Origin of the sequence: Streptomyces sp. MH60, assembly GCF_002939385.1 — a bacterium.
GTDB lineage: Bacteria > Actinomycetota > Actinomycetes > Streptomycetales > Streptomycetaceae > Streptomyces.
On the sequence record NZ_MULI01000010.1, the window covers coordinates 94,126 to 118,396 of the forward strand.

At 71.3% G+C, this 24,271-nt stretch carries 21 protein-coding genes; 11 read left to right on the forward strand and 10 right to left on the reverse strand.

The genetic code is table 11. The annotated features are described in order from the left end of the window. Positions 1–9 precede the first annotated feature (9 nt). Genes BZZ08_RS10135 through BZZ08_RS10145 form a run of 3 tightly spaced genes read right to left on the reverse strand, consistent with a single transcriptional unit; the run spans position 10 to position 2,634 of the window. Positions 10–825 carry an energy-coupling factor ABC transporter ATP-binding protein gene (locus tag BZZ08_RS10135; RefSeq protein WP_241965423.1) on the reverse strand — a complete coding sequence of 272 codons (816 nt, stop codon included), beginning with the start codon at positions 823–825 and terminating at the stop codon, positions 10–12. Then, positions 813–1,574: a cobalt ECF transporter T component CbiQ gene (gene cbiQ / locus BZZ08_RS10140; RefSeq protein WP_104631829.1), complete on the reverse strand. Its 762-nt coding sequence runs from the start codon at positions 1,572–1,574 to the stop codon at positions 813–815. Before cbiQ ends, BZZ08_RS10135 begins: the two co-directional genes overlap by 13 nt. 1 nt (position 1,575) lies before the next feature. Next, positions 1,576–2,634 carry an energy-coupling factor ABC transporter permease gene (locus BZZ08_RS10145; protein ID WP_104631830.1) on the reverse strand — a complete coding sequence of 353 codons (1,059 nt, stop codon included), beginning with the start codon at positions 2,632–2,634 and terminating at the stop codon, positions 1,576–1,578. A gap of 176 nt (positions 2,635–2,810) precedes the next feature. Here BZZ08_RS10145 and BZZ08_RS10150 point away from each other — a divergent pair, with 176 nt between their 5' ends. Further along, a complete protein-coding gene (locus BZZ08_RS10150) occupies positions 2,811–3,191 on the forward strand; it encodes an SsgA family sporulation/cell division regulator (protein ID WP_104631831.1) in 381 nt (126 codons plus the stop codon). A 69-nt stretch (positions 3,192–3,260) separates the two neighbouring features. Here BZZ08_RS10150 and BZZ08_RS10155 read toward each other — a convergent pair whose 3' ends face one another. The 7 genes from BZZ08_RS10155 to BZZ08_RS10185 all read right to left on the reverse strand — a co-directional run bounded on the left by BZZ08_RS10155 (position 3,261) and on the right by BZZ08_RS10185 (position 11,629). Continuing rightward, complete coding sequence (locus tag BZZ08_RS10155) at positions 3,261–4,964, reverse strand: penicillin-binding transpeptidase domain-containing protein (protein ID WP_241965424.1); 1,704 nt, start codon at positions 4,962–4,964, stop codon at positions 3,261–3,263. A gap of 102 nt (positions 4,965–5,066) precedes the next feature. Further along, complete coding sequence (locus BZZ08_RS10160; protein WP_104631833.1) at positions 5,067–6,698, reverse strand: penicillin-binding transpeptidase domain-containing protein; 1,632 nt, start codon at positions 6,696–6,698, stop codon at positions 5,067–5,069. Between the two features lie 48 nt (positions 6,699–6,746). Next, positions 6,747–7,181, reverse strand: coding sequence for a GNAT family N-acetyltransferase (locus BZZ08_RS10165; RefSeq protein WP_342210984.1), 435 nt, complete (start codon positions 7,179–7,181; stop codon positions 6,747–6,749). A 185-nt stretch (positions 7,182–7,366) separates the two neighbouring features. Further along, positions 7,367–7,783 (reverse strand): hypothetical protein, encoded by a 417-nt coding sequence (locus BZZ08_RS10170; protein WP_104631834.1) that lies wholly within the window; start codon positions 7,781–7,783, stop codon positions 7,367–7,369. A 198-nt stretch (positions 7,784–7,981) separates the two neighbouring features. Beyond that, on the reverse strand, positions 7,982–8,905 hold the full coding sequence (locus BZZ08_RS10175; protein WP_241965425.1) for a hypothetical protein: 924 nt from the start codon (positions 8,903–8,905) through the stop codon (positions 7,982–7,984). Between the two features lie 53 nt (positions 8,906–8,958). Beyond that, a complete protein-coding gene (locus BZZ08_RS10180) occupies positions 8,959–9,513 on the reverse strand; it encodes a DUF6932 family protein (RefSeq protein ID WP_104631835.1) in 555 nt (184 codons plus the stop codon). Between the two features lie 370 nt (positions 9,514–9,883). After that, on the reverse strand, positions 9,884–11,629 hold the full coding sequence (locus tag BZZ08_RS10185; protein WP_198601386.1) for a dolichyl-phosphate-mannose--protein mannosyltransferase: 1,746 nt from the start codon (positions 11,627–11,629) through the stop codon (positions 9,884–9,886). A gap of 109 nt (positions 11,630–11,738) precedes the next feature. Here BZZ08_RS10185 and rsmI point away from each other — a divergent pair, with 109 nt between their 5' ends. From rsmI to BZZ08_RS10235, 10 genes are all read left to right on the forward strand, one after another. Then, entirely contained in the window at positions 11,739–12,587 is an 849-nt protein-coding gene (gene rsmI, locus BZZ08_RS10190) for a 16S rRNA (cytidine(1402)-2'-O)-methyltransferase (protein ID WP_104631837.1), read from the forward strand. Positions 12,588–12,814: 227 nt separating this feature from the next. After that, positions 12,815–13,261 (forward strand): hypothetical protein, encoded by a 447-nt coding sequence (locus BZZ08_RS10195; protein ID WP_241965426.1) that lies wholly within the window; start codon positions 12,815–12,817, stop codon positions 13,259–13,261. 43 nt (positions 13,262–13,304) lie between these two features. Continuing rightward, positions 13,305–14,195: a TatD family hydrolase gene (locus BZZ08_RS10200; protein ID WP_104631839.1), complete on the forward strand. Its 891-nt coding sequence runs from the start codon at positions 13,305–13,307 to the stop codon at positions 14,193–14,195. Positions 14,196–14,257: 62 nt separating this feature from the next. Continuing rightward, the gene (locus BZZ08_RS10205; RefSeq protein ID WP_446750247.1) at positions 14,258–15,634 is read left to right on the forward strand and encodes a ubiquitin-like domain-containing protein; all 1,377 of its coding nucleotides are present in this window, start codon (positions 14,258–14,260) and stop codon (positions 15,632–15,634) included. Positions 15,635–15,664: 30 nt separating this feature from the next. Further along, positions 15,665–16,525, forward strand: coding sequence for a 16S rRNA (adenine(1518)-N(6)/adenine(1519)-N(6))-dimethyltransferase RsmA (gene rsmA, locus BZZ08_RS10210; protein ID WP_104631841.1), 861 nt, complete (start codon positions 15,665–15,667; stop codon positions 16,523–16,525). 7 nt (positions 16,526–16,532) lie between these two features. Continuing rightward, on the forward strand, positions 16,533–17,432 hold the full coding sequence (locus BZZ08_RS10215) for a 4-(cytidine 5'-diphospho)-2-C-methyl-D-erythritol kinase (RefSeq protein WP_104631842.1): 900 nt from the start codon (positions 16,533–16,535) through the stop codon (positions 17,430–17,432). Between the two features lie 57 nt (positions 17,433–17,489). Continuing rightward, positions 17,490–19,304: an ABC-F family ATP-binding cassette domain-containing protein gene (locus tag BZZ08_RS10220; protein ID WP_104631843.1), complete on the forward strand. Its 1,815-nt coding sequence runs from the start codon at positions 17,490–17,492 to the stop codon at positions 19,302–19,304. A 258-nt stretch (positions 19,305–19,562) separates the two neighbouring features. Beyond that, a complete protein-coding gene (locus tag BZZ08_RS10225; protein ID WP_104631844.1) occupies positions 19,563–21,341 on the forward strand; it encodes an outer membrane protein assembly factor BamB family protein in 1,779 nt (592 codons plus the stop codon). A gap of 70 nt (positions 21,342–21,411) precedes the next feature. Continuing rightward, the gene (locus BZZ08_RS10230) at positions 21,412–23,292 is read left to right on the forward strand and encodes an outer membrane protein assembly factor BamB family protein (RefSeq protein ID WP_198601387.1); all 1,881 of its coding nucleotides are present in this window, start codon (positions 21,412–21,414) and stop codon (positions 23,290–23,292) included. 163 nt (positions 23,293–23,455) lie between these two features. Beyond that, complete coding sequence (locus BZZ08_RS10235) at positions 23,456–24,130, forward strand: response regulator transcription factor (RefSeq protein ID WP_104631846.1); 675 nt, start codon at positions 23,456–23,458, stop codon at positions 24,128–24,130. Positions 24,131–24,271 lie beyond the last annotated feature (141 nt).

A 24,271-nucleotide genomic window follows, 5' to 3' on the forward strand; every position in this document is an offset into this window, starting at 1 on the left:
CACCATTCCTCACCCGCTCGCCGACACCGACCGCGGGTCGAAGCCGAAGGGCAGCTCCAGGCGGTGGGCGCGCATCAGGGCATCGTCGGACAGCAGCTCCGCGGTCGGTCCGTCGGCCGCGATCACGCCGTCGCTCAGGATCAGGGCGCGCGGGCACAGCTCCAGGGCGTAGGGCAGGTCGTGGGTGACCATCAGCACCGTGACGTCCAGGGAGCGCAGGATGTCGGCGAGTTCGCGGCGGGAGGCCGGGTCGAGGTTGGAGGAGGGCTCGTCCAGGACCAGGATCTCCGGCTCCATGGCGAGCACGGTCGCCACCGCCACCCGGCGCCGCTGGCCGAAGGAGAGGTGGTGCGGCGGCCGGTCCTTGAACTCCGCCATGCCGACCAGCGTGAGCGCCCGGTCCACCCGGGCCTCCAGCTCCGCCCCCTTCATCCCGGCCGCCGCCGGTCCGAACGCCACGTCCTCACGCACGGTCGGCATGAACACCTGGTCGTCGGGGTCCTGGAAGACGATGCCGACCCGGCGCCGGATCTCGGCCATGTTCCGCTTGTCGACCGGCAGCCCGGCCACGGTGACCGTGCCGGTGCCGCCGGTCAGGATGCCGTTGAGGTGGAGCACGAGCGTCGTCTTGCCCGCGCCGTTCGGCCCGAGCAGCGCGACCCGCTCGCCGCGCGCGACGGAGAAGTCCACGCCGAACAGGGCCTGGTGCCCGTCGGGGTAGGCGAAGGCGAGGCCGGAGACGTCGAGGGAGGCGGGGGCGTCGGGCACGGCGTCTGCCGCGGGGCCGGTCACGGGGCCTGTCACTGGGTCGGTCACAGGGTCCATCCCAGCAGACAGACCACCAGCGCCGCACACGGGAGGGCCAGCGCGTACGACCACTGCGCCCGGTCCGCGGTCACCTCGTCGATCACCGGCATCGAACCGGCGTACCCGCGACTGACCATGGCCAGGTGGACGCGTTCGCCGCGTTCGTAGGAGCGGATGAACAGGGCCCCCGCGGACTTGGCGAGCACGCCCCAGTGCCGTACGCCCTTCGCCTCGAAGCCCCGGGACTCCCGGGCGATCCGCATCCGCCGCATCTCGTCCGCGATCACGTCGCCGTACCGGATCATGAAGGAGGCGATCTGCACCAGCAGCGGCGGCAGCTTCAGCCGCTGGAGCCCGAGGAGGAGTTCCCGCAGCTCGGTCGTGGAGGCGAGGATCACGGAGGCGGCGACGCCCAGGGTGCCCTTGGCCAGGACGTTCCAGGCGCCCCACAGGCCGTTGACGCTCAGGGACAGGCCGAGCACGTCGACCCGCTCGCCCTCCGCCACGAACGGCATGAGCACCGCGAACGCGACGAACGGCACCTCGACCAGCAGCCGTTTGAGCAGGAAGCCGGCCGGGACGCGGGCCGCGTACGCCACCGCCGCGAGCAGCAGCGCGTACAGCCCGAAGGCCCACATCGCCTCGCGCGGCGTCGAGACCACGACGACCACGAAGCCGAAGGCCGCGGCGAGCTTGGTGTGCGGCGGCAGGCCGTGCACGGGGGAGTGGCCGTGCCGGTAGAGCCGGTGCGCGTGACCCGCACCCATGTCAGACGGTCGTTTCCGTGTTGGCCGGGGACGCGTCGTCGCCGCGGCGCCTGCGCACCGCCCAGAACACGGCGCTGCCCGCGACGACGGTGACGCCGACGCCGATCACGCCCGCGACGCCCCCGGAGACCCGGGCGTCGGTGATGTCCTTGACACCGTAGTCGGCGAGCGGGGAGTCGGCGGCGGCGTGCTCCTCGGCCTTCTTGTCGATGCCCTTGTCGGAGGCGACCTTCTCCAGGCCGTCGGGGTTGGCGGAGGCGTAGAAGCTGACGAAGCCGGCGAGGACCAGGGAGGCGACGAGGCCGGTGAGCCACACCTTGCAGTGCGAGCGGGCGGCGCCGGGGGCGGGAGCCGGTGCGGCGCCGGAGGGGGCGTCGACCAGCTCGCCGTTCACCCGCAGCTTGAGCCGCTGCTGGAGCCCGCGCGCCCCGTACACGAGGTCCGGGCGCACGGCGATGACGGCGCCGACGGTCAGCGCGGTGATCGCGGCCTCGCCGATGCCGATCAGCACGTGCACGCCGATCATCGCGGTGGCGACCTTGCCGATGGAGACGTCGGTGGTGCCGCCGATCCAGTACAGGAGCGTGAAGGCGAGCGCGGCGGCCGGCACGGAGACGAGCGCGGCGACGAAGGAGGCGACGGTGACCGAGCGGCGGGTGCGCGGCAGCACCTTCACCAGGCCCCGGAAGAGGGCGTAGGCGACGACCGTGGTGACGATCGCCATGTCGGTGATGTTCACGCCGAGCGCGGTCAGGCCGCCGTCGGCGAAGAGGATGCCCTGCATGAGCAGGACGACGGAGACACACAGCACGCCGGTATAGGGCCCGACGAGGATGGCGGCCAGCGCGCCGCCGAGCAGATGCCCGCTGGTCCCGGCCGCGACCGGGAAGTTCAGCATCTGCACCGCGAAGATGAACGCCGCGACCAGCCCGGCCAGCGGCGCCGTCCGCTCGTCCAGTTCCCGGCGCGCGCCGCGCAGGCTGACCGCGAGGGCGCCCGCGGCGACGACTCCGGTCACGGCGGAGGTCGGGGCGTTGATGAATCCGTCAGGTACATGCACGGTTCGATGATAGAGAACAGTTGCAACTCGTTCGCAAGAGCGAGGTAAAGGCTAATGTAAGGCCGATCTCACATGTGATATCCGGCTCACAGAGCGTAAGCCGGGAAATATGGGACATTGGAAGGGGGGTGGACCCGCAGCTTCAACAAAGGTGGCAGAGCGTAAGGGGCGACCCCATGTCCGTAGTCGAGCAGTACGCACCCGCCCACATCCTGACGGACGGGGACCTCCCCGACGAGGACGACGGCGGAGCGATACCCGTCGTCCTGCGCTACGACCCCGAGCTCGACCCCTCGATGGTGTGCGTCGCCCTGCCCGGCAAGGGCGGCCGCGCGTCCCGCACTCGCGAGTGGACCTTCTCCCGCGCGCTGCTGGAACAGGGCCTGCGCGCGCCCGCCGGGAGCGGTGAGGTGCGGGTGTGGCCGTGCGGGCGGGTACAGGCCGTGGTCGAGTTCCACTCCCCGCAGGGCTGCTCGGTGGTCCAGTTCGACAACAAGGCGCTGATCCGCTTCCTGCGCCGTACGTACCAGGCGACCGCACAGCCGGTGACCCACTGAGCCGCGTCGCGACGGAGGTGCGTGCCGGTCACGCGGGTGCCGGCCGCGTGGGTGCCGGCCGCGTGGGTGTCAGCCGCCCGCCTTGAGCAGGGCCGCGACCATCGGACCCGCGGTGTCGCCGCCGTGCCCGCCCTGCTGGACCACGCCCGCCGCCGCCAAGTCCCCCCGGTACGCGGTGAACCAGCCGTTGGGCTTCTCCTGGCCGTCGACCTCCGCCGAGCCGGTCTTCGCGCCGACGTCACCGCTCACCCCGGCCATCGCCTCCGCGGCGGTGCCGGACGCCGCCGTGTAGGACATCAGCTCGCGCAGCGCGCCCAGCGTCTCGCCGGACATCGTGCGGGAGGCCGTGGCGAGCGCCCGCCCGTCGACCGACGGGGCGACCAGGTACGGCTGGTGGAAGCTGCCCGACTTCACGGTCGCCGACACCGACGCCATGTTCAGCGGGTTCATCCGCACCCCGCCCTGACCGATGAGGGAGGCGGCCATCTGGGCCTTGCTCTCGACCGGCACCCTGCCGTCGAAGGTGGACACGCCGACCGACCAGTTGTTCATGGACAGGCCGAAGACCTCCTTCGCCTGCCTCGTCAGGTCGTCGTCCTTCAGCTCCGGGGCCTGGCTGATGAAGGCGGTGTTGCAGGAGCGCGCGAAGCTCGCCTTGAAGGTGCCGTCCTTGATCTCGAACTTGTCGTCGTTCTGGAACTTCCAGCCGCCGTAGCTGAAGAACTTGGGGCACGGGTGCTTCTCGTTCACGGACGCCAGGTCCTTCTCCAGCAGCATCGAGGCCGTGATGACCTTCATCGTGGAGCCGGGGGCGAGTGAGCCGAGGAAGGCGGTGTTGAAACCGTGCCCGCCGTTGGCGACCGCGAGGACCTCGCCGGTGGAGGCGCGCAGCAGCACCACCGACGCGCCCTTCTTGCCGTCCACCTGCTTCTCGGCGGCGGCCTGGAGGGCGGGGTCGAGCGTCGTCTTCAGCGTGCCGGGGGTGCCCTTGCTCAGCTCCAGCAGGGTCTTGTCGGCGACTTCGCCCGCCCCCGACTCCTTCGAGCCCTTGCCGTCACCGGCCGCCTCGCCGCGCACCACGCGCAACTCGACGCCGGGGGTGCCGCCGGCCTTCTTGCCGTACTTGTCGCGCAGGCCGTCCAGGACGGTGCCGAGGGACGGGTACTTCGCGGCGGTGATCTCCGCGCCGTCCCGGTCCAGCGCCTTGACCGGCGGGTCGCCGGCCTTCCCGGTGACCAGCTTGTCGCCGTCCCTCAACTCCGGGTGCACGACGGCGGCGTGCCAGTCGACGCGGGGTTCGCCGTCGCCGTCCCGGCGGACGACGGTGAGCGCACTGTCGTACGCCAGCGGCTCGGTCGCCTTCTCGTAGGCGACCGTGGCCTTGACGGAGAACGGGACCTTCTCCCCGGCCGGGGTGCCCGCGGTGAAGGTGGCGTCCTTGACGCGGGCGTCCTTGGTGTAGCCGGTGAGCAGGGCCTTGGCGGCCGCGGCGTCGTCGGTCGCGGCGGCCGCGCCGGACACGTCGCCCCGCTGCCAGGCGGTCAGGAACCGCTGGGCGGTCGAGGTGACTTCGGCCGCCGTCAGCGGGCCCGACTTCGCCTTCTCCTCGGCCGCCGCGGACTTCGTGCGCGCGGTGTCCTCGCCGTCGGCCCCGCCGCCGTACATCGCGTAGGCACCGAATCCGGCACCGGCCACGACCACGGCGGCGACACTGCCGATCACGGCGGGTTTCGTCCTGCGCCGCTCGGTGGCGGCGCCCCTTCTGCTGCCCACTGCGTCCCGTTCCTCGGTGCGTTCGGTGCGTTCGGTGCCTTCAGCGCGGGGTGTTTCCCGCGACGGCGACCACAGTAGGGCCATCGCGGCCGCCGGTTCGTGTCAGCCGCCGACTCGTAGCACGTCTGCGACGATCGGGCCGGCCGCGTCGCCGCCGTGACCGCCCTCCTCGGTCATGGCCGCCGCCGCGACGTCGTTGCGGAAACCGGTGAACCAGCTGTTGGAGACCGCCTGTCCGTCGACCTCGGCCGACCCGGTCTTGGCGCCGATGTCGCCGCCGAGCCCGGACATGGCGTTGACGGCGGTGCCCTGGGTGGCGGTGAGCCGCATCATCTGCTTGAGCTGGGAGGCGGTGCCCTGCGGCAGCCCCTTGGCGGTGGCCGGCTCGCGGTCGTCCAGGTCGAACGGCACCAGGTACGGCTGGCGGAACTCACCGGTGATGGCGGTCGCCGTCACCGAGGCCATGTTCAGCGGGTTCATCTGGACCTGGCCCTGGCCGATGGCGTTGGCGGCCCGGTCGGGGCCGCTCACGGCGGGAACCCTGCCGTCGAAGGAGGTGACGCCGGTCTGCCAGTTGTCCTGCCCGAGCCCGAAGCGCTCCTGGGCCTCCTCGGTCAGCGAGGAGTCGGTGAGCGGCTTCTCGTCGATGAGCTTGATGAAGCCGGTGTTGCAGGAGCGCATGAAGGTGTTGGCGAGCGTGGCGCTCTCGTTGGGCTTCATGCCGGTCAGGTTCTTGAAGGTCTGGCTCTGCCAGGTCGCCGTGTCGGGGCAGGGCGCCGGGCCGTTCATCGAGGTCACGCCGTTGTCGATGAGCATGGCCGCGGTGATGATCTTCATGGTGGAACCGGGCGCGACCGTTCCCTGGAAGGCAGCGTTGAACCCGTCCGTGCGGTTGTTCGCCACGGCCAGGACCTCACCGGTGCTGGGCTTCACGGCGACCACGGAGGACTCCCCGTACCGCTTCACCGCCTTCTCGGCCGCCGCCTGCACGCTCGCGCTGAGGGTGGTGCGCAGCTTCCCGGGCTTGCCTTCGGTCAGCGTGAGCAGCGGGGTGTCCGGCGCGTCCGCGGCCGTGTGCCGGACCGCCAGCTCGATGCCGGGAGTGCCGCCGGCCTTGTCGCCGTACTTCTCCCGGAGTTTGGCGAGGATCGGGCCGAGCGAGGGGTACTTCTCCTTGCTCAGTACGGCACCGTCCCGACCGACGGCCTGGATCTGCGGGGTCGCCGACTCCGCGGTGACCAGGCTGTCGCCGTCCTTCAGGGCCGGGTGGACGACGGACGGCTCCCAGTCCACCAGCGCTCGCCCGCTGGTCTCCCCGCGCACCACGGTCAGCGTGCTCTTGTAGCTGAGCGGCTTCGTCGTCCCCCCGTACGACACCTTCGCCTTCACCGTGAACGGCACGGAGGTGCCGGCCGCCGTGCCCGGCGTGATCTCGACACCGCCGATGTGCGCGTCCTCGCCGTAGGCCGTCAGCAGCGTCCCGGCGATCGAGGCGTTGTTGGTGTACGACGCGGCGGTGGTCGCGTCGCCCTTCTCCCAGGCGGCGAAGAACTTCTCGCTCGTCTCCCCGACCTCGTCCGCGCTCGGCGGCCCGCTCTTGGCCTCCGACCCGGAGGACCCGGATCCCCCGCCCCCGTCCAGCGCCGACACCACGTTGTAGGCGCCGTACCCGGCACCGCCCACCATCACGGCGCACACCCCGCCTATGACGGCGACCTTCACCCCCCTGCCCATCGGCAGTCCCCTCCCCGTCAGGCCTTCCGCCCGCCTTCTTGAACGCGTTCAGAAGTAGTTGTAGGTGCACTCTATGCGCAGGGGGTGACCAGCGGTACGGGTGTTTCCGATTGGTGTCCTAAAGGAGACCGGGGCGCGGTGCGACGCCGCCGACCGTACGCATGGGGGGAGGAACGGGCTGAGCTGAGTCTGTCGACGAAGCCGAGTCCCGCGATCGTGGCCAGGGGTGCCACGTTGTCGGGACTTATCGCCGCCCGCACAGTCGTCAACCGTGGGTTCTGCCGCCGCCCGGCGGAGCAACTCGATCAGTGCCGACCGGGCGTATCCCTGGCGACGACAGTCGGGGGCGATGGAGTAGCCGATCTCGACCATGCCGACCTCGTCCGGCGGCCCGTGGAAGCCCGCGTGCCCCACGACGAGACCCCTGTCGCCCACGACCGCTTGCCGCACCATCCACTGCGCGCGGCCGGGGTCGGCGGCCATCTGGTCGAGCCGGAACCGCCACAGCCACCGTGCCGCATCGGTCACGAAATACTCGGTCAGCGAAACCCCGGCCACCCTCCCGGCTTCAGGCAGGTCAAGGGGCGTCCAACGATTTCGAGGCACCCGTGAACCTTCCCGGTCACAGCAGGGCCTGTTGGGGAAGTCAGATGGCGGAGGCTTCACGGCTACTGGTACTCGTCGTCGGGGCAGTCGGTTCGCCGCAGGTGTCCCAACGCTTCGTGACGAACGGTTCGTGGCAGGGTCACCTCCGTCCAGTCCCCGTCCAGGAGCATCCACACCCCGAAGAGGGCGTCGTTCTCGTTGTGCAGCAAGAGTTGCACTGCATGGGGGCACTTCCATGGCAGCGCCCCTAGCGCTCTGCGCAGTTTCTCTGGGTTGAGGTGGTTGAACGTGCCTGCGGCTACAAGACATTCGGCGCCCTGGAGGCTGCCTCCCCAGTGTCCAAGCTGTTGGTCCCCGCTGACCCGTTTCAGGCTACCGCTGCCCAAACCAGCATCGAAGGTATCGAGACTGACGATGTCCTCCAGTACCGCGTCTTCCAGATAACTGAACAGCAGCATGACATCGGTGAAGTCGCTCATCAGTGATCTCTTCCGCGTTGAAGGCCCGGGTCAGCTTGCGCGGTCCTGTACACACTGACCACACCGTTCGTCATTGGAGCCACTACTGCCCGCCGGCCGGGATTAGCTGGGACCCCACGCAGACTTGCGGCCCGTCCCATTGACTGGCGGTTTCAAGGGGGCGGGCCGTTTACCTGACTGGGTCGATTGCAGGGCTTGCTAGGTATTTCGCAAGCTGGTGACTGCATAGATTTTGCGTTCGCGCCCGCCAGCGAATTGCACCTTAGTGACCTCGACTTCGGCTTCCACTCGCTTGTTGAAGAATTCATGCAGAAGGGGGGTCAACTCTTCATCTGTACTAGCGCGGATGAGTTCTCCGCCGTCGGATCGAATCTCAACCTTGCCGTTGAATGAACTGGCCGCCCCTAGCCATCCTGTAATGGTAACAGTTTCCGATTCGGTGAATTCGCTAACCTCGCAAAGGTAACGGACTCGCTGTACTCCCGAAGGGCTCCAGTCGCTCCGCCTTACTTGGCCGCCCTGGGTATGCCAGGCGACTCGCAGCCCCACGCTCGCTTCGCTTAGGCCTGACGTCAGTGCGCCGATGTGCTTGAGGGCCCGTTGTCCGAGCGGTACGAGCTGTTCCGCCAGCATGTCATTGGTCTGGCTTGGCCCCTCCGAGAGATCCACGATGTCGAGTACCGTGTCTACGGCATCATCGAGGACCGTGCGGTTTTCTCTCTGAAGGTCAGGGAAGAGGCTATTCTCTGCCCAGTCAGGCTCGGGTCCATAAATGGTCAAGCCGAAAGACGAGGGGAAGACTGTAGCTGCTCTGAGAGTAGTCGCGTCTCGAATATCCCGCGGGATGGAAGCGAAGCTGGTGGGTTTGCCAGTAAGGGCCTGAGCGACGGCGGCGACGGACTCTTGCAGGTTCGTCAGGAACGGGCCAAGCGTCGAAACGGGAACCGTGTGTTCGGCCGTAGTCGCGCCTGTTAGGGCTACGTCAAGACGGCGGCGCTCGATCTCTTCCTGCTCAACGTTCAGAGCCTGGAAAAGACGTCTACGCTGACGTGCAGAGAACTCTGCTGGTGTACTCGGCGCACCGTGTCCTTGATGCAGCGTGGCACTGCGAACCTGCCGCATCCAGTCTCGAAGGGCACGCTTGTCGGAAGGGTCGGGCATAGGCGCGTGTGACGTCACAGTCGCACCTCCACATAACCGCGCCGCATCTCACCCGGCAGTTCCCCGACTGAGTGAGCCTTTGTGCACTGCCATACTTCATCGTAGAGGCCAAGGTCCCTGTATGAGTCCCCTTCCCCTGGTTGGAGAAGGCTTGGAACCATCTGGGAGACGGGTACTCGCTTGGGGAGACGTAGCAAGAGGGCGTCAACGCGCATGTGGTGATCCACGCACCAGCCGCGCAGCGTGACGTCATCCAGGTAGGAGAGAGCTTCCGCGTCCAGGCGGTCGAAGACCTCAGCGCGCACCAGGTAGGTGACGTCCACGTCACTTGGGTCGGGCTTGCGCGAGACGAAGCTACCTCCTACCCACATGCGGCTGATCTCCCCTGTCCAGGCCTCGACGATGGCGCGATGCTGGGTCCATTCTTCCCAGATCGCCTGCCTGATCGCAGACCCTGTGGACGCAACGAACTCGTCGTGCATCTGTTCCAATGACATGGCGTAGCGGCCCGGCGGCAGCAACTCCGTGGCCAGGTCGGGCTCTGGCAGGTAACTCGTACTCAAGCGCACGACCCCCCTCACTCATGATCGGCCTTGCGATGTTACTGGGGATGAGTCACCTGGAGCCCTGACTCGGTGCATCTCGTTACGACCCTGTGTTAGTCGTTCCCCGCAGTAGGAGCAGCCGCCTGTTACGGATGCCTGAGGACCGAGACCGCCGGCGTGGGTCCGGAGGGTTAGAGCATGGCGTGGGGATACGCAGTGCGCAGATAAAGGGCGCTGGCCGGGGTCTGTGGCTCGCGCAGACCACAAATCTGCTGAGGGCCGGCTCCAAGGCCGTCTCCGGGCCGTACGAGGGGGGCCAGCGACGACCGCCAACGGCCGACATCGGCCATAGGGGCACGGCATGCCGCCATGCCTCACTGGCGAGTTTCCCCAGCTAAACCCACGTATCCAGCCACATCCGGGCCCGCCACTCCTCCATCGGGATCGCCGTGCCCGTGTACAGGGGCCAGAAGTAGATGAAGTTCCAGGCGATGAGGAGGACCAGGACGCCCGCGCCCGTCGCGCCCGCCACGCGGCGGGTGTCGGTGCAGCCCGGGCGGCCGATGATGGCCCCCAGCAGCATCGCCACCGCCAGGCACAGGAACGGGACGAAGACGACGGCGTAGAAGAGGAAGATCGTGCGCTCCTGGTACATGAACCAGGGGAGGTAACCGGCGGCCACGCCGCAGGCGATGGCGCCCGCGCGCCAGTCGCGGCGGAAGAGCCAGCGCCACAGGACGTACAGGAGGGCGAAGCAGCCCACCCACCAGAGGAGGGGTGTGCCCAGGGCAAGGACCTCGCGGGCGCACTTCTCGCCCGCGTCGACCGGGCAGCCGTCCGAGCCCGCCGACGGGGACTCGTAGAAGTAGGAGACCGGGCGGCCCAGGACGAGCCAGCTCCAGGGGTTCGACTGGTAGGTGTGCGGCGAGGTGAGGTGGGTGTGGAATTCCAGCACCTGGGTCTCGTAGTGCCACAGGCTGCGCAGCCAGTCGGGGAAGAGCCACGACCAGGAGCTGTGCGCGCCGTCCTTCGCCGCCCAGTCGCGGTAGTAGCCGCCGGTGCCGTCGGAGGGGGAGAGGATCCAGCCGAGCCAGGAGAGGACGTACGTGGCCAGGGCCACCGGGACCGTGGAGAGGAAGGCCCAGCCCAGGTCGTGGCGCAGTACCGCGCGGTAGGGGCGGTGGGCGCCCGCGACGCGGCGGGAGCCGACGTCCCACAGCACGGCCATCACGCAGAACGCCGCCATGATGTACAGGCCGTTCCACTTGGTGGCCGCCGCCAGGCCCAGCATCAGGCCCGCCGCCAGCCGCCAGGGACGCCACCCGAGGCGGAGGGTCTCGGCGATGTGCGCGTCCGGGCGGACCCGGCCGTCCTCGTCCACCGGGAGCGCGGCGGCGAGCCGGGCCCGCGCTCTGTCGCGGTCGACGACCAGGCAGCCGAAGGCGGCCAGCACGAAGAACATCAGCACGCCGTCCAGCAGCGCGGTGCGGCTCATCACGAAGTGCAGGCCGTCCAGCGCCATCAGGGCGCCCGCCAGGCACCCCAGGAACGTGGAGCGGAACAGCCGGCGGCCGATCCGGCACAGCAGCAGCACCGACAGCGTGCCGAGCAGCGCCGTCATGAAGCGCCAGCCGAAGGGGTCGAAGCCGAACAGCAGCTCGCCGAGGCCGATGACGTACTTGCCGACCGGCGGGTGCACGACGTACGCCGCGTCGGTCGGGATGGGGACGTTCCCGCCCGAGTTCAGGATCAGGTCGTTGGCGTTCTTGTCCCAGTTGACCTCGAAGCCGCGGTGGATCAGCGCCCACGCGTCCTTGGCGTAGTACGTCTCGTCGAATATCACCGCCTTCGGGCTGCCCAGGTTCCAGAACCGCAGCACCCCCGCGAGCAGCGCCACCAGCAGCGGTCCGCCCCACGCCGACCAGCGGATCATCCGGACGGTGAGCGGCTTCGACAGGCCCAGGAACGCCCACAGGCGCGGACTCGGGCTCGTGTACGGCGGCACCAGCCGGTCGCGGACGTCACCGGCCGCGGGCCCCGCCGCGTAGCCGAAGCGGCGCAGCCGCTGCTGCCAGGTGGGCGGCTCGTCGTGCGGGGCCTGGCCCTGCCGGGTGTCCGTGGAGGACGCGGTACTGGTCACCGCGCCATCGTAGGGAACCGCGCTGTGCACGTCCCGCGCATGGGCCTCCCGGGCGCGGATACGTTCCCCTTCCGGGAGGACAGGCCGGCAGGGCTGGGAGGATGGGGGCGTGACTGGAACCCTTGTACTCGCGGGCACTCCCATCGGCGACGTCCAGGACGCCCCGCCCCGGCTCGCCGCGGAACTGGCCGGCGCGGACGTCGTCGCCGCCGAGGACACCCGGCGGCTGCGCCGGCTCACCCAGGCGCTCGGCGTCGCACCCGCGGGGCGTGTCGTGTCGTACTTCGAGGGCAACGAGTCCGCCCGTACGCCCGAGCTGGTCGAGGAGCTGGCCGGGGGAGCGCGGGTGCTGCTGGTCACCGACGCCGGGATGCCGTCGGTGTCCGACCCCGGGTACCGGCTGGTCGCCGCGGCCGTCGAGCGCGGGGTGCGCGTCACCGCCGTCCCCGGCCCCTCCGCCGTGCTGACGGCGCTCGCCCTGTCGGGGCTGCCGGTCGACCGGTTCTGCTTCGAGGGCTTCCTGCCCCGCAAGGGCGGCGAGCGGCTGACCCGGCTGCGCGAGGTCGCCGAGGAGCGCCGGACCCTCGTCTACTTCGAGGCCCCGCACCGCCTCGACGACACCCTCGCCGCCATGGCCGAGGTCTTCGGCACCGACCGGCGGGCCGCCGTCTGCCGGGAGCTGACCAAGACGTACGAGGAGGTCAGGCGGGGCGGGCTCGGTGAGCTGGCCGCGTGGGCCGCCGAGGGGGTGCGCGGCGAGATCACCGTCGTCGTCGAGGGGGCGCCGGACAAGGGCCCCGAGGAGATCGGCGCCGAGGAGCTGGTGCGCAGGGTGCGGGTGCGCGAGGAGGCGGGGGAGCGGCGCAAGGAGGCGATCGCCGCGGTGGCCGCCCAGGTGGGCGTGCCCAAGCGGGAGGTCTTCGACGCGGTGGTGGCGGCGAAGAACGCGGGGAACTGAGGGGGTCCGAAGGGCTCGGCTTGACCCGGACCACCCCCGTCCTTGGCCCGGACCGCCCCGTCCTTGACCCGGGCCGCCCCGCCCTTGACCGGCCCCTGACCTTGCGGGCACTCCGGCCAAGGACAGTCCAAATCGGCTCAAACACTCGGCAGCGACTGGTGCTTTCCCGCTGGTGGAGGAGTCCACTGGAGGAAGGAACCGAACGAACCGAAGGAGCCGGGATGAGCATGAGTGAGAGCACCGTGCGGACCCGAGTGCGTGCCGGTGCCAGCGCCGTCGTCCACGAGTCGTACTCCTTCGCCTGCATGCGCTGCGGGCACGGCTGGGAGCAGTCGTTCGAGATCGAGCACCACACGGACACCGACGGCCACGCGTTCGTGCTCTACGTCGCGGACGGCCGCGTCGTGCCCTCCCCGCTGACCCGGCCGACCTGCGCCGCCTGCGACAGTCACGTCGTCCGCATCCTGCGCCCGGGCCGGGTCGCCTCCGTCCGCGGCACCGCCCAAGGCATCCACCGGGTGCCCCCGGCCGGCCCCCTGGAGGTGCCGCGGGTGCCCGAGGCGGGAGTGCCCGAGGTGCCGGGCCCGGGGGCGCCGGGACTGTCCGGTGCACGCCGGCACTGGCACCTGGCCGACCTGCTGCACGCCCTCCACCTCCACCGCAAGGCCGGCTGACCGGACTTTCGGGGGCGCGCGGGAGCTTCCGTAGGATCGAGGCATGCCTTCGAACGCCTCGGGCCGGTCCGACAAGAACGCCGCGCCCCCGCTGCCCGAGCCCCTGCGGGTACCGGTCGCCGACTCGCACACCCACCTCGACATGCAGTCCGGCACGGTCGAGGAGGCGCTCGCCAAGGCCGCGTCGGTCGGCGTCACGACCGTCGTCCAGGTCGGGTGCGACCTCGCCGGGTCCCGCTGGGCCGCCGAGACCGCGGCGGCGCACGACGCCGTCCACGCCACCGTCGCCCTGCACCCCAACGAGGCCCCGCGCATCGTGCACGGGGATCCCGACGGCTGGTCGAGGCAGGGCGCGCGCGAGCCCGGCGGTGCCGCGGCCCTCGACGACGCGCTCGCGGAGATCGACCGGCTCGCGGCGCTCCCGCAGGTCAGGGGCGTCGGCGAGACCGGCCTCGACTACTTCCGCACCGGCCCCGAGGGCAAGGAGGCGCAGGAGCGGTCCTTCCGCGCCCACATCGAGATCGCCAAGCGGCACGGCAAGACCCTCGTCATCCACGACCGCGACGCCCACACCGACGTCCTGCGCGTCCTCAAGGAGGAGGGCGCCCCCGAGCGCACCGTCTTCCACTGCTACTCCGGCGACGCCGAGATGGCCGGGGTCTGCGCCCGCGCCGGTTACTACATGTCCTTCGCCGGCAACGTCACCTTCAAGAACGCCCAGAACCTGCGCGACGCCCTCGCCGTGGCCCCGCCCGAGCTGGTCCTGGTGGAGACCGACGCGCCGTTCCTGACGCCGGCGCCCTACCGGGGGCGGCCGAACGCCCCCTATCTGGTGCCGGTGACGGTGCGTGCCATGGCGGACGTGCGGGGCGTCGACGAGGACACCCTGGCCACCGCCCTCGCCGCGAACACGGCCCGCGCCTTCGGGTACTGACACGCAGCGTAGTCGCGTCGCTTTGGAGAGTGACCGACCCTCCGCTAGGTTCTGGGGGCCCGATCCGGACCCCTGGAGCTGTCGGCGTGAGCACAACGCAGTTCGAGCCAGCAGAGGCATACGAGTACTTCGCACCGTACGACGTGCACAGCGCGCCGACCCTGCCGTACGGGTACGGCGGCGACCCGTACCGGCCCGCGCCGCCCGTCCACGAGCCGACCGCGCCCGCGCTGCCCCGGCAGGGCGCCGCGCAGCAGCCCCAGCAGCCGCGGCAGCCCCAGCCGTCCCGCGCGCCGGGTGAGGGGCGGGCCGAGCGCAGGCGCCGGGCGCGGGGCGCGGGGCGCGCGGACACCTCCCTGCGCAGACTGCTGCCGCGGGCGCTGGTCGTGGTCTTCCTCGCGGGCGGCACCACGGCCTTCGTCGCCAAGGACAAGGCCGTCGAGCTGACCGTCGACGGCACCCCCCGCACGCTGCACACCTTCGCCGACGACGTGACCGAGCTGCTCGCCGAGGAAGGCGTCCAGGTGGGCGCCCACGACGTGATCGCACCCGCCCCCGGCACGCCGCTGACCAGCGGCGAGGACGTCACCGTCCGGTACGGGCGGCCCGTGCTGCTCACCCTCGACGGCCACCGGCGCCAGGTGTGGACGACGGCGGGGACGGTGGAAGGGGCGCTGCGGCAGCTCGGCGTGCGCACGCAGGGCGCGTACCTGTCCGCCGAGCCCTCCCGGCGCATCGGCCGCGAGGGCCTCGCCCTGGTGGTGCGCACCGAGCGGGTGGTGACCGTGCTGGCGGACGGCCGGACCCGCACCGTCCGCACCAACGCCGCGACCGTGCTGGAGGCCGTCGAGGAGGCCGGCATCACCCTGCGCGGCGAGGACGCCACCTCCGTTCCCGGCACCGGCTTCCCGCGCGACGGGCAGACCGTCACGGTGCTGCGGATCACCGGGTCACAGGAGGTCCGCGAGGACCCGATCCCCTTCGACGAGCAGCGGGCCGAGGACGCCACCCTCCTCCGGGGCACCGAGGTCGTCCAGCAGGCGGGCCGGCCCGGACTGCGCCGCACCACGTACGCCCTGCGCACCGTCAACGGCGTCCGGCAGAAGCCGCGCCGCCTGCGCACCGAGGTGGTCCGCGAGCCCAGTCCGCGGATCGTGCGGGTCGGCACCCGGCCCCGGCCGGACTCCGTGCACGGCACCGACCACCTGAACTGGCCGGGCCTGGCCGCCTGCGAGTCGGGCGGCCGCCCGGACGCCGTCGACCCGTCCGGGACGTACGGGGGCCTCTACCAGTTCGACTCCGCCACCTGGCACGGCCTCGGCGGCGCGGGCCGCCCCGAGGACGCGTCGGCCGCGGAGCAGACGTACCGGGCGCAGAAGCTGTACGTGCGCAGCGGCGCCGGCGCCTGGCCGCACTGCGGCGCCCGGCTGCGGGAATGAGGCCGCCCGGCCCCCGGCTACCCTTGCGGGGTGAGCAGCCCCACCTCCGACGCCCTCCTGGGTCCCGCCGACGTCCGTGAACTCGCGGCCGCCCTCGGCGTACGCCCCACCAAGCAGCGCGGCCAGAACTTCGTCATCGACGCGAACACGGTCCGCCGCATCGTCCGCACCGCCGAGGTACGCCCCGACGACGTGGTGGTCGAGGTGGGACCGGGTCTCGGCTCGCTCACCCTGGCCCTCCTGGAGGCCGCCGACCGGGTCACCGCCGTCGAGATCGACGACGTCCTCGCCGGCGCCCTGCCCGCCACCGTCGCCGCCCGCATGCCGGAGCGCGCCGGCCGGTTCGCGCTCGTGCACTCCGACGCCATGCACGTGCGGGAGCTGCCCGGACCCGCCCCGACCGCCCTGGTCGCGAACCTCCCCTACAACGTCGCCGTCCCCGTCCTCCTGCACATGCTCGACACCTTCCCGAGCATCGAGCGCACCCTCGTCATGGTGCAGGCCGAGGTCGCCGACCGGCTCGCCGCCGGACCCGGCTCGAAGGTGTACGGCGTCCCGTCCGTGAAGGCCAACTGGTACGCCGAGGTGAAGCGGGCCGGTTCCATCGGCCGCAACGTCTTCTGGCCCGCGCCGAACGTGGACAGCGGGCTGGTGTCACTCGTCCGGCGGACGGAGCCGCTCAGGACGACCGCGTCCAAGGCGGAGGTCTTCGCCGTCGTCGACGCCGCGTTCGCCCAGCGCCGCAAGACCCTGCGGGCCGCGCTCGCCGGATGGGCGGGGTCCGCCGCGGCCGCCGAGGCCGCACTCCTCGGCGCGGGCGTGTCGCCGCAGGCGCGCGGAGAGGCCCTGACCGTGGAAGAGTTCGCGCGTATCGCCGAACACAAGGAGTGACGAGCAAGTGAGCGTGACGGTCCGCGTCCCCGCCAAGGTCAACGTCCAGCTCGCGGTCGGCGCCGCCCGCCCCGACGGCTTCCACGACCTGGCCAACATCTTCCTCGCCGTCTCCCTGTACGACGAGGTCACCGCGACCCCGGACGCCGACGGCCTCCGCGTCACCTGCGAGGGACCGGACGCCGACCAGGTCCCCCTGGACCGCACGAACCTCGCCGCCCGCGCCGCCCTCGCCCTCGCCGAACGGTACGGCCGCGCACCCGACGTCCACCTCCACATCACCAAGGACATCCCCGTCGCCGGCGGCATGGCGGGCGGCAGCGCCGACGGTGCGGGCGCGCTGCTCGCCTGCGACGCCCTGTGGGGTACCGGGGCCTCCCGCGAGGAGCTGCTGGACATCTGCGCCGAGCTGGGCAGCGACGTGCCGTTCAGCCTGGTCGGCGGCGCGGCGCTGGGCACGGGGCGGGGGGAACGGCTGACGGAGCTGGAGGTCGGCGGCGACTTCCACTGGGTGTTCGCGCCGGCCGCGCGGGGGCTGTCCACGCCGGCCGTCTACCGCGAGTTCGACCGGCTGGCCGAGGGCCGGGACATCCCGGAACCGGTCGCCGACCAGGCGGTGCTCGACGCCCTCGCGAAGGGCGACGCCGCCGCGCTCGCGGTCGCCGTCTCCAACGACCTCCAGCCCGCGGCGCTCTCCCTCTACCCGGAGCTGGGCGACACCCTCGCGGCGGGCCGGGCGGCCGGGGCACTGGCGGCCCTGGTCTCGGGCTCCGGCCCGACCACGGCCTTCCTCGCGACCGACGCGAAGTCCGCCTCCGACATCGCCGGGGTGCTGCGGGCGTCGGGGACCTGCCGTGACGTGCGGACGGCGGCGGGGGCGGCGGCCGGGGCCACCGTCCTGGACTGAGGCTCCCGGCGGCCGGACTACCCTGGAGGGTCGAGCGATCCCCCAGGCAGGAGAGAAATGGCCGTCAATCTGGTCAATGTCGAGAACGTCAGCAAGGTGTACGGCACCCGTGCACTCCTCGACGGCGTGTCCCTCGGCGTCTCCGAGGGGGACCGCATCGGTGTCGTCGGGCGCAACGGCGACGGCAAGACGACCATGATCCGGATGCTGGCCAGGCTGGAGGAGCCCGACACCGGCCGGGTCACCCACTCCGGCGGACTGCGGCTCGGGGTGCTCACCCAGCACGACTCCCTCGACCCCGGGGCGACCGTCCGGCACGAGGTCATCGGCGACATGGCCGACCACGAGTGGGCGGGCAACGCCAAGGTCCGGGACGTGCTGACCGGACTGTTCGGCGGCCTGGACATGCCGGGCTTCCCGCAGGGGCTCGACACCGTCATCGGGCCGCTCTCCGGCGGCGAGCGGCGCCGGATCGCGCTGGCCAAGCTGCTCATCGAGGAACAGGACCTGGTCGTCCTCGACGAGCCCACCAACCACCTCGACGTCGAGGGCATCGCCTGGCTCGCCCGGCACCTGCGCGAGCGGCGCTCCGCGCTCGTGTGCGTCACCCACGACCGGTGGTTCCTCGACCAGGTCTGCACCCGCATGTGGGACGTGCAGAAGGGCGACGTCTACGAGTACGAGGGCGGCTACTCCGACTACGTCTTCGCCCGCGCCGAGCGCGAGCGCATCGCCGCCACCGAGGAGACCAAGCGGCAGAACCTGGTCCGCAAGGAGCTGGCCTGGCTGCGGCGCGGGGCGCCCGCCCGCACCTCCAAGCCCCGCTTCCGCGTCGAGGCCGCCAACGAGCTGATCGCCGACGTGCCGCCGCCCCGGGACAGCAGCGAGCTGATGAAGTTCGCCTCCTCCCGGCTCGGCAAGACCGTCTTCGACCTGGAGGACATCACCGTCCAGGCCGGCCCCAAGGTGCTGCTCAAGCACGTCACCTGGCAGCTCGGTCCCGGCGACCGCATCGGCCTGGTCGGCGTCAACGGCGCGGGCAAGACCTCCCTGCTGCGGGCCATGGCGGAGGCCGCCCGCAGCGACGGCGAGCAGCAGCCGGCGGGCGGTCGGGTCCGGGTCGGCAGGACCGTCAAGCTGGCGTACCTGTCGCAGGAGGTCGCCGAACTCGACCCGGACTGGCGGGTGCTGGAGGCCGTGCAGCGCGTCCGTGAGCGCGTCGACCTCGGCAAGGGGCGCGAGATGACCGCGGGGCAGCTGTGCGAGACCTTCGGCTTCGGCAAGGAGAAGCAGTGGACGCCGGTCGGGGACCTGTCCGGCGGTGAGCGGCGGCGGCTGCAACTGCTGCGGCTGCTCATGGACGAGCCCAACGTCCTCTTCCTCGACGAGCCCACCAACGACCTCGACATCGAGACCCTGACCCAGCTGGAGGACGTCCTCGACGGCTGGCCCGGCTCTATGATCGTCATCTCCCACGACCGGTTCTTCATCGAGCGCACCACCGACCGGGTCTTCGCCCTGCTCGGCGACGGCGCGCTGCGCATGCTGCCGCGCGGCATCGACGAGTACCTGGAGCGGCGCCGGCGCATGGAGGAGGCCGCCGCGTCGAGCGCCCCGGTCGTGGCGGCCGGGCCCGCCGCCGCCGGGCCCGAGAAGAGCGCGGCCGACGTGCGCGCCGCCAAGAAGGAGCTCCAGAAGATCGAGCGGCAGCTGGACAAGGTCTCCGAGAAGGAGACCAAGCTGCACGCGCGGATCGCCGAGAACGCCACGGACTTCGCGAAGGTGGCCGAACTGGACGCGGAGCTGCGCGCGCTGACGGGGCAGCGCGACGAGCTGGAGATGCGCTGGCTGGAACTGGCCGAGGACGCCTGACCGCCTGCGCGCGGGGGGCGCGGGTGGTGTAAAGGGCGCGTGAAGGCTCGTAACAGAGGCATCACGGGCCGGTCCTCCCTTGGGAACAGGGGCGGACGCGGCCCGGTGGGCGGTTGGCCGTGGGTGATAGAAAGGCCGTCCGAGGACTGTCCCAGGGCGGTCCGAGGCATGTGGAACGAATGCCTACGACGACTCCGGGGCCAGCGCGTGACCCGGGGCGTGGCTAAAAATCAGTGAGTAATAAGGGGGAACGCGCTGATGAGCCAGCCGCCGAATCAGCCGCCGCAGCCGGGTGGCTTCGGAGCACCGCAGGACCCACCGCCGGGAGGCTTCGGGGCGCCGACCCCGCCGCCCCCGCAGGGCCCGCCGCCGCAGCAGCCGGGCTACGGCTATCCGCAGCAGCCCGGTCAGCCGGGGCAGCCCGCCCAGCCGGGGCCGTACGCACAGCCCGGACCGTACAACTCCGGTCCGTACGCCCAGCCGCAGCAGCCCGGGCCGTACGGCCAGCAGCCCGGCTACGGCTACCCGCAGCAGCAGTACCCCGGTTACCCCGGCGCCCCCGGTACGCCGCCGCCCGGCGGTCCCGGGTCGCGCAACCCCTTCAAGGGCAAGCCCGCCCTCGCCATCGGCGCCGCGGCCCTGGCCCTGCTCGTCATCGGCGGCAGCGTGTGGGCGGTCACGTCGAGCGGCGGTGACGACGAGAAGGGCAAGAAGCCCGTCGCCGCCAAGAGCGACGACCCCAAGCCCTCCGGCTCCAAGGGCGGCGCCCCGGTCAACCCCGGTGACGGCAGCGGCGACGGCGGCGAGGACCCCGAGGACCTCAACGAGGGCCGCCAGGCCGGCGAGTCCAAGGTGCTCTGGTACAAGGAGGCGCCCGACGCCCCCGGTTCCGGCGCCGACGCCGACGGCATGTGGATCACCGGCAAGGCCGCGGTGAAGGCGGCGTACAAGCAGGTCTTCGCCTACAACGTCGGCGACGGCAAGCCCGCCTGGGACCCGATCGCCTTCCCGGAGAAGATCTGCTCGGTCACTCCGGAGAAGACGGCCGACGACAAGATCGTCGTCGCCTACATGAGCGGCTCCAGCGACCGCGCCAAGTGCAACAAGCTCCAGGAGATCGACCTCGCCACCGGCGACAAGGGCTGGTCCGAGGAGGTCGCCGACGGCGACCTGTTCGACTCCACGCTCTCCGTCGAACTCTCGCTCAGCGGTACCACCCTGATGGTCGGCCGCTCCCAGTCCGGCACCGCCTACGACGTCCGGAGCGGCAAGAAGCTGTACGAGAAGAAGAAGTACGGCGACGCCTGCTTCCCGGCCGGATTCGCGGGCAGCGCGAACAAGCTGGTCCAGGTCGCCTCCTGCGGCGCCGGCGGCAACAACGCGCACGACGAGCTCCAGGGCCTCGACCCGAAGACCGGCAAGGTCCTGTGGACCTACAAGTACGAGAAGGACTGGCGGATCGCCCGCGCCTACTCCGTCGACCCGCTGGTCGTCTACGCCACCAACGAGGACAAGAAGGTCTGGAACATCTCCAGCTTCACCCCCGCCGGCAAGGTGCAGGAACAGGTCGGCGTCGACGAGGACTTCGCCCCCGAGTGCGGCTGGGCCATCCTCGAACGCGACCTCCAGGGCTGCTCGGGCGTGGCGGTCGCCGCGGGCACGCTCTACCTGCCGACCGAGGCGACCAGCGGCGCCAACGAGATCGTCGCGATCAACCTCGCCACCGGCAAGGAGAAGTGGCGCACCAAGTCCCCCGCGGACGAGTCGATGATGCCGATGAAGGTCGAGGGCGACCAGCTCATCGCGTACGTCCAGCCGTCCTACGACGCGGGCGGGCAGGTCGTGTCCATCCCGACCGGCGGCAGCAGCCACAAGCCGGCCAAGCTGCTGCAGAACCCGCAGGGCGTCGCGGACATCGAGAACGGCTTCTACTCCAAGGACATCGACTGGGTCGACGGGCGATTCTTCATCTCCAGCACCCGCCTGACCGGGAACGACGAGTCGAAGGAGAAGTTGATGCTCGCCTACGGCAAGTGACCTCTTCTCCGGCCGCGCTCCCGCGGCCCGTTCCGTCCCCGTCGTCCCCGCTCTCCGAGGTGCTCCCGTCATGACCCAGCCGCCGCCCCCGCCGCCCAACCAGCCCCCGCAGGGGGGCGGTTTCGGCCCGCCGCCGAACCAGCCGCCGCAGCAGCCCGCACCGCAGCCGCCCACGCCGCCCTCGGGGCCCGACCTCGGCAAGGCGCCCGGGCCGGGCTACGGCTATCCGCAGACCCCGCCGCAGGCGCCCGCGGCTCCGCCCACGCCGCCGGCGGGGCCCCCGCCCCAGCAGCCGGGGTACGGGTATCCGCAGACCCCGCCGCAGCCCCAGCCCGGGTACGGCTACCCGGGTCAGCCGGGTCAGCCCGGGCCGTACGGGCAGCCGACGCCGCCCTACGGCCAGCCGGGTCAGCCGGGCCAGCCGGGATACGGCTACCAGCCGCCAACCACCATGCCCATGCAGCCGCAGGCCGCGGGGCCGGGCGGCGGGCGGAAGATCAACGCGCAGGTCGCGATCATCGTGTCCGCCGTCGTCGCGATCGCGCTGATCATCGGCGGCGGGGTCTGGTACGCCGGCTCCTCCGACGACGGGGGCAAGGACGACACCGCCGGTTCCAGCGGCGGTACGGGCGGCGACGGCGGTACCGACCAGAAGGGCGGCGACGGCGGCAAGACCTCCGGCGCCCAGGAGAAGGCGCCCGCCGACCCGGCCTCGAAGGTCCTCTTCCAGGTCCCGATGCCCGCGGTGAGCAAGGAGGACAGCAGCGTCGTCGTCTCCGGCTCGTGGCTCACCGACAAGGTGTACGCCAAGAGCGGCGTCGCCGAGGTCGTCGGGTACGACCCCGACAAGGGCAGCAAGAAGTGGACCATCAAGCTGGACGGTCCCGTCTGCGCGACCACCCGGCACGTCACCGACGACAACAAGACGGTGATCGTCCACCAGCCCGCCATGCCGACCAAGGCCGAGCCCTCGCACGGCTGCACCCAGGTGGCGGTCCTCGACCTGGACGCCGGGAAGAAGGTGTGGACGAAGACCGCCGGTGACGAACCGATCTCCTTCGACAACGTCACGATCAGCGGTGACACCGTCGCCGCGGGCAGCACCGACGGCGGCGTCGCCTTCGGCATTGCCAAGGGCGACATCCTGTGGTCCCCGAAGACCACCGACACCTGCTACGACGCGGGCTACGGCGGCGGCGAGAAGCTGGTCGCGGTGCGCAAGTGCGGCTCGTACGACGCCCGTCAGCTGAACATCCAGACCATCGACCCGAAGAGCGGGAAGGTGCTCTCCGAGTACAAGATGGCCAAGGGCATCGAGTACGCGGGCGTCGTGTCGACGGAACCGCTGGTCGTGGCCGCCGACGTCGGTGACTCCGCCGGTGACGGCAGCGGCATCTCGGACTTCTTCTCCATCGACAACAAGACCGGCAAGCTGCTCACCCGCATCTCCGCGCCGGGCGACCAGTTCGCGGCCCGCTGCGACAGCATCACCAAGACCGAGAGCTGCAACGGGCTCGCGGCCGGAAACGGCAAGCTGTACATCGCGACCGAGGAGCACGAGGGCAGCGGCGAGTCGTACAGCCGGGCCAACGAGGTCGTCGCCTTCGACCTGGCCACCGGCAAGCAGACCGGCCAGCGCGCGGACTCCGGTGACGACTACACGATCACCCCGCTGCGCATGGACGGCGGCAACGTGATCGCCTACAAGCGCCCGCCGTACGACAAGGGCGGGCAGGTCGTGAGCATCGACGGCGCGACGTTCAAGCAGACCACGCTGCTGGAGAACCCGGCGACGGAGGCGGTGCGGGACGTGGAGTCCAGCATGTCGCCGGACTACTCCGAACTGCTCTACTCGCAGGGGCACCTGTACATGTCGCAGGTGTACGCCAGCGAGCCGACCAGTGCGGACGAGAAGGAGTACCTCGCGATCGGGTTCGGCACCAGCGGCTGAACGGTCCGGATCCCGGCCCCGTCCCTGCTCCCGCAGGGGCGGGGCCGCGCATTTGTGGGGTGGTTGTCGCCGGTAGGGGCAGCGCCCGGACGGGCTAGCGTGTAGCTTCCGGGGCATGCCGGGGGCATGGGTGCCGGGGACTGGGTGACTGGGGGGTTGCTCCATGGGAGTACGGCTCATGGTGGTCGACGATCACCGATTGCACGCCGAGGCGCTGGCCTCGGCGCTGAAGCTGCGGGGGCACCGGGTGCTGGCCGCGGCGGCGCCGGCCGCGGGGGCGGCGGAGCTGGTGATCAGCCGGGCGCCGGAGGTGTGCCTGCTGGGGACGGCGACACCGGCGGAGCCGGGGATATTCGACCCGGTGGTGCGGATCAAGCGGGAGCGTCCGCAGGTGGCGATGGTGGTGCTGGGCCCGGTGCCGAGCCCTCGCGGCATCGCGGCGGCGTTCGCGTCGGGGGCGTCGGGGTACGTACGGCACGACGAGCGTATAGAGGGCGTCGAGCGGGCGATCATGAAGGCGCGGGCGGGGGAGGCGGCGGTGGCGCCCGCTCTGTTGCAGGGGGCCTTCGGCGAGCTGCTGAACCCGGCCGCGCAGCCCGACGACGAGGGGCAGCGGCTGTTGCAGATGCTCACGCCCCGGGAGGTGGAGGTGCTGGTGCGGGTCACGGACGGCGAGGACACGCGGCTGATCGCGGCGGGGATGGGGATCGCTCCGTCGACGGCGCGTACGCATGTCCAGCGGGTCCTGATGAAACTGGGCGTGGGATCCCGGCTGGAGGCCGCGGCACTGGCCGCGCGGACGGGGTTGCTGGACCGGGCGGGTGCCTCCGGCGGTTGAGCCGGGTGCCTGCGGCGGCCTGTGCGGGGTGCGTGGGGGTGCGCGTTGCGCGGTGCGTCCGGTGGGGGGTCGGGGCCGCGCCGGGGGGTGTCCGTCCTCGGAACGGCGCGGAATCGGGTGTTTGAAGAGGTGCGGGGCGTT

What these genes read in the sequence shown, in the direction of transcription:
- BZZ08_RS10135 (WP_241965423.1), bottom strand. Translation starts at nt 825, where the DNA reads ATGGACCCTGTGACCGACCCAGTGACAGGCCCCGTGACCGGCCCCGCG.
- cbiQ (WP_104631829.1), bottom strand. Translation starts at nt 1,574, where the DNA reads ATGGGTGCGGGTCACGCGCACCGGCTCTACCGGCACGGCCACTCCCCC.
- BZZ08_RS10150 (WP_104631831.1), top strand. Translation starts at nt 2,811, where the DNA reads ATGTCCGTAGTCGAGCAGTACGCACCCGCCCACATCCTGACGGACGGG.
- BZZ08_RS10160 (WP_104631833.1), bottom strand. Translation starts at nt 6,698, where the DNA reads ATGGGCAGGGGGGTGAAGGTCGCCGTCATAGGCGGGGTGTGCGCCGTG.
- BZZ08_RS10165 (WP_342210984.1), bottom strand. Translation starts at nt 7,181, where the DNA reads ATGGCCGCCGACCCCGGCCGCGCGCAGTGGATGGTGCGGCAAGCGGTC.
- BZZ08_RS10170 (WP_104631834.1), bottom strand. Translation starts at nt 7,783, where the DNA reads ATGAGCGACTTCACCGATGTCATGCTGCTGTTCAGTTATCTGGAAGAC.
- BZZ08_RS10175 (WP_241965425.1), bottom strand. Translation starts at nt 8,905, where the DNA reads ATGCGGCAGGTTCGCAGTGCCACGCTGCATCAAGGACACGGTGCGCCG.
- BZZ08_RS10195 (WP_241965426.1), top strand. Translation starts at nt 12,815, where the DNA reads ATGAGTGAGAGCACCGTGCGGACCCGAGTGCGTGCCGGTGCCAGCGCC.
- BZZ08_RS10200 (WP_104631839.1), top strand. Translation starts at nt 13,305, where the DNA reads ATGCCTTCGAACGCCTCGGGCCGGTCCGACAAGAACGCCGCGCCCCCG.
- BZZ08_RS10220 (WP_104631843.1), top strand. Translation starts at nt 17,490, where the DNA reads ATGGCCGTCAATCTGGTCAATGTCGAGAACGTCAGCAAGGTGTACGGC.
- BZZ08_RS10225 (WP_104631844.1), top strand. Translation starts at nt 19,563, where the DNA reads ATGAGCCAGCCGCCGAATCAGCCGCCGCAGCCGGGTGGCTTCGGAGCA.
- BZZ08_RS10230 (WP_198601387.1), top strand. Translation starts at nt 21,412, where the DNA reads ATGACCCAGCCGCCGCCCCCGCCGCCCAACCAGCCCCCGCAGGGGGGC.
- BZZ08_RS10235 (WP_104631846.1), top strand. Translation starts at nt 23,456, where the DNA reads ATGGGAGTACGGCTCATGGTGGTCGACGATCACCGATTGCACGCCGAG.